We start from the raw sequence: 3,227 nt of genomic DNA, 5'->3' as shown, positions 1-3,227 counted from the left end.
GCCGTTATCATGCATGCCTTGTCGCTCAGTGAGATCAGCATGTTGCCATTACTAAGGCTTCTTCAAGATGGGTGTTTTCATTCGGGCGAAGCGCTTGGTGCTGCTTTGGGTGTCAGTCGCTCTGCGATATGGAAGCAATTGAAGTCCCTGGAGGCTGAGTTGGGACTGCCTGTTCATAAAGTCCGTGGGCGGGGCTATCGCTTGGAGAGTCCGCTTCTGCTTTTGGATGAAGAGGTGATTGCTGCCAATAAATCTAGTCAGGATTGGCCATTGAGCATTTTGCATTCAGTGGATTCGACTAATGCGGAGGTGTTGCGGCGTCTGGCGAGCGGTCATGCGCCGCCCTTTATCGTCTTGGCTGAGCGCCAGACCTCTGGGCGTGGCCGCCGGGGGCGCAATTGGATAAGCCCATTTGGCGAGAACCTTTATTACAGCTTGGCCCTTCAAGTGAGCGGTGGTATGCGTCAGCTCGAAGGGTTGAGTCTGGTCGTGGGTTTGGCTTTGCTTCGTGCGTTACGTGCGACAGGGGTGGCGAAGGCGGGGTTGAAGTGGCCTAACGACGTATTGGTCGATGGCCGCAAGATAGCCGGGGTTCTTCTGGAGTTGTCTGGCGATCCCGCTGATGTGTGTCACCTGGTGATAGGTGTTGGGGTCAATGTGAATATGCTTGTCGATAAGGTGGGGATCGATCAGCCATGGACCTCTATGCGTGCTGAATTGGGGGCGGTGGTGGATCGCAACGAGTTTGTATGTGAGCTTAATCGCCAGTTGTCACGATATCTGGCGATGCATCAGACGCATGGTTTTCCCGCTATGAGGGACGAATGGCAAGGTAGCCATCTTTGGCAGGGGCGTAACGTGACGCTAACCACGGGGGGGCGCCCGGTTAACGGGGTGGTGTTGGGGGTTGATGAGTCAGGCGCCATTCGCTTGCGTGTTGCTGGTGTAGAGCAGAGTTTTAGTGGTGGAGAGCTCAGTTTGAGGTTGAGTGATGATTCTTGAGCTCGATTGTGGAAATAGCTTTATCAAATGGCGAGCCGTCACTAGTGATGGTCTGAATGTGTGCTGTGGTGGTGTTGTTGCTGCCGATGAAGCTCTCGTTCAGGTCGTACAGCGGCAAGTAATCAGCTTGAGCGCTTGTCGTTTGGTGAGTGTGCGCACGGATGAAGAGACTGCGCGACTTGTTGAGGCGCTGAGGCGAGCTTTTTCCGTGGAGTGTGTCTGTGCGTGTCCGGCAGTTGAGTTGGCTGGGGTGCGCAATGGATATAAGCAGTATGAGCGTCTTGGGCTTGATCGCTGGTTGGCTTTGGTTGGTGCCTATCAGCTTGCACGGCAGGCCTGCTTGGTGCTTGATCTGGGTACTGCGGTGACTTCCGATTTTGTTGATGCTGGTGGGCAGCATCTTGGTGGTTTTATTTGTCCAGGTGTGCCGTTGATGCGTAATCAATTGCGAACACATACCCGGCGAACACGTTATGAGGATCAGCTTGCCGAGCAGGCTATTCAAAGCTTGACGCCGGGGTGTTCTACGGTCGAAGCGGTCGAGCGGGGCTGTTCGTTGATGCTGCAGGGTTTTGTTCGTACCCAGCTGGAGATGGCTCGTGACTATTGGGGGGAGCATTTTGTGGTTTTTCTGACCGGTGGCGATGCTTCTTTGGTGGCTGGCATGATTCCTGAAGCGCGGGTAGTGCCTGATCTGGTCTTTATCGGCTTGGCTATCGCCTGTCCGCTGCGTTGAGGTCTTGCATGCGTTGGATGTTTTTGTTGCTGATTGTATTGAATCTGTTCTATTTCGTTTGGCATCAGCAGCAGGCTCCTTTGCGCCCTAAAGAGGTGGTCTCGTCGGTGCTTACTCAGGATAGTAAGCGCGATATTCATTTGTTGAGTGAGTCTGATGGTCGTGCGCCGCGTGAGAATACGGCAGCAGGGGGGGGGGCGGTCTGTCTATTTTTAGGGGGCTTTGAGCTGGAGGCGCCGGCCACGGCTCTTGAGCAGCGTCTGATCAGTCTCGATATCCGCGCGCATGTGCAGTCAGTCGATGCTGCTGCAGAGGTCGATTATTGGGTGTATTTGCCGCCGCTGGGTTCTCGCCAGGCCTCACTTCGACAGTTGAGGGAGTTGCAGGCGCGAAAAATAGATAGTTACATCATTACCCAAGGGGATTTGGCCAACGGAATATCGTTGGGGATCTTTCCTCGGGAGGATTCCGCAAAGAGTGTGATACAGCGCCTGCGTGATGCGGGTTACGAGGCTGAGTTCAGGGCGCTGCCGCGTTCTCATCGGCGTTATTGGGTGCGTATTGCCCCGGAAAGCCGTCACTTGATCAGTGATGCGCTACTAGAGGGTTTGGCTTTTGACTTCAAAGGCTTACAGCATCAAATAATACCGTGCGAAAGCATTGCAACCTCCCGTTAGATTGAATAGAATGGCGCCCGCTTCGCAGGGTAGCCTTAACGGGTAATCTGCAAAGCGGCTGGCAATGCAGCTAACCTCAGGTTTTTACTGAGAAATTGCTTGACAGCAGGGTGGCTTCCAAAGAGAATGCCGCCTCCTTTTGGAGGGATTCCCGAGTGGCCAAAGGGATCAGACTGTAAATCTGACGTCATCGACTTCGAAGGTTCGAATCCTTCTCCCTCCACCAGATTTAGCGTGAGCTGCAAGCTCCGCGGGTATAGTTCAGTGGTAGAACCTCAGCCTTCCAAGCTGATGATGCGGGTTCGATTCCCGCTACCCGCTCCATGTTTGTGGTTTGCGTGATGTGTAACGCTCATGTAGCTCAGCTGGTAGAGCACACCCTTGGTAAGGGTGAGGTCAGCGGTTCGAGTCCGCTCATGAGCTCCATTCGACAAAGGCAGATATGAAAGTATCTGCCTTTGTTTTAATGGTGATATGACTTGCTCAATTCTTCCTTTGGAGGCGGTCGAGATGGCTAAAGAAAAGTTTGAACGTAATAAGCCGCACGTCAACGTAGGCACTATCGGCCACGTCGACCACGGCAAGACTACTCTGACTGCAGCGCTGACCAAGGTCTGTGCTGAAACTTGGGGTGGCTCTGCGCGTGACTTCTCCCAGATCGATAACGCCCCGGAAGAAAAGGCGCGTGGTATTACCATCAATACCTCCCATGTTGAATACGATTCCGCTATTCGGCACTACGCGCACGTCGACTGCCCGGGTCACGCTGACTATGTGAAGAACATGATCACCGGTGCTGCGCAGATGGATGG

4 protein-coding genes and 3 tRNA genes are annotated in these 3,227 nt (G+C 53.8%); all 7 read left to right on the top strand.

Annotation, left to right across the window (positions count from 1 at the left end):
• The first annotated feature begins 39 nt into the window (after window positions 1–39).
• Complete coding sequence (birA, locus tag BM315_RS24025; RefSeq protein WP_090506205.1) at window positions 40–1,002, top strand: bifunctional biotin--[acetyl-CoA-carboxylase] ligase/biotin operon repressor BirA; 963 nt, start codon at window positions 40–42, stop codon at window positions 1,000–1,002.
• The gene (locus BM315_RS24020; protein ID WP_090506203.1) at window positions 992–1,738 is read left to right on the top strand and encodes a pantothenate kinase; all 747 of its coding nucleotides are present in this window, start codon (window positions 992–994) and stop codon (window positions 1,736–1,738) included. Before birA ends, BM315_RS24020 begins: the two co-directional genes overlap by 11 nt.
• 8 nt (window positions 1,739–1,746) lie before the next feature.
• The gene (locus tag BM315_RS24015) at window positions 1,747–2,415 is read left to right on the top strand and encodes an SPOR domain-containing protein (RefSeq protein ID WP_090506200.1); all 669 of its coding nucleotides are present in this window, start codon (window positions 1,747–1,749) and stop codon (window positions 2,413–2,415) included.
• A gap of 141 nt (window positions 2,416–2,556) precedes the next feature.
• Window positions 2,557–2,641, top strand: a tRNA-Tyr gene (locus BM315_RS24010).
• Between the two features lie 24 nt (window positions 2,642–2,665).
• Window positions 2,666–2,739: transfer RNA gene (locus BM315_RS24005), tRNA-Gly, on the top strand.
• A 26-nt stretch (window positions 2,740–2,765) separates the two neighbouring features.
• Window positions 2,766–2,841, top strand: a tRNA-Thr gene (locus tag BM315_RS24000).
• A gap of 84 nt (window positions 2,842–2,925) precedes the next feature.
• On the top strand, window positions 2,926–3,227 hold a 302-nt coding region (locus BM315_RS23995), incomplete at its 3' end, for a GTP-binding protein (RefSeq protein WP_244527380.1).

Source organism: Pseudomonas borbori, assembly GCF_900115555.1.
GTDB classification, from domain to species: Bacteria; Pseudomonadota; Gammaproteobacteria; order Pseudomonadales; family Pseudomonadaceae; genus Aquipseudomonas; species Aquipseudomonas borbori.
This window is presented reverse-complemented; position numbering and strand designations above follow the sequence as displayed.

Excerpts from the sequence above, each read along its gene's own strand:
- BM315_RS24020 (WP_090506203.1), top strand. The coding sequence starts at position 992 with ATGATTCTTGAGCTCGATTGTGGAAATAGCTTTATCAAATGGCGAGCC.
- BM315_RS24015 (WP_090506200.1), top strand. The coding sequence starts at position 1,747 with ATGCGTTGGATGTTTTTGTTGCTGATTGTATTGAATCTGTTCTATTTC.
- birA (WP_090506205.1), top strand. The coding sequence starts at position 40 with ATGTTGCCATTACTAAGGCTTCTTCAAGATGGGTGTTTTCATTCGGGC.